A 657-nucleotide genomic window follows, 5' to 3' on the forward strand; every position below is an offset into this window, starting at 1 on the left:
AAGCTCAAAAAGGAAAAGGGGCCATTATTTTCTTAGATGAATGTGAAACCATCTTTACTGATTTAAGCGGATTAGAAGCTGGTTCAGAAATCGCCAATGTGGTAAACCAATTCAAAACCGAAATGACATCATTTGAAAATGATCCTGTACATCCTATCTTTATTATTGGCGCTACAAACCACATCGACCAAATTGATGATGCCATCAAATCAAGATTCACTTACAATATCGAAGTTAAACCAGGCAATAAAGAAGAAAGAAAAGCCTTCTTAGAATTCTTAATCAACAAACGTAAAAATCCTTACAGCGAAGAAACCAAACAATATTTATATGAAGTTATCAATGAATCCTTAGAAAGATTACCATCTTCACAAGCATTCAAAAAAGCCAATCGTACTCTAGAAAACCTCTTAAAAACAACTGTCACCATCTTCGCCAAAAACCGAGGTCAAGGCGAAACTAGAAGAAATGAAATCAATTTAGAAGATTTAAAACAAGCTTACAAAATGATTATTTCTCCAAACACAGAAACATTAGAACAAATCGAAAACCAAAAGAAAGGAGGTAAATAATTATGAAAACACCTTTAGACCTAATTAAAACTTATCTAACCTTTAAATCTTATTTCACTTGGTTTTTAATGGCTACCACTATCTT

At 32.4% G+C, this 657-nt stretch carries 1 protein-coding gene; it reads left to right on the forward strand.

Features of this window, described 5'->3' with window-relative positions:
- On the forward strand, positions 1-572 hold a 572-nt coding region (locus RI68_RS02925; protein ID WP_017193742.1), incomplete at its 5' end, for an ATP-binding protein.
- Positions 573-657 lie beyond the last annotated feature (85 nt).

The organism is Vaccinium witches'-broom phytoplasma str. VAC (assembly GCF_000309405.1).
GTDB lineage: Bacteria > Bacillota_I > Bacilli_A > Acholeplasmatales > Acholeplasmataceae > Phytoplasma.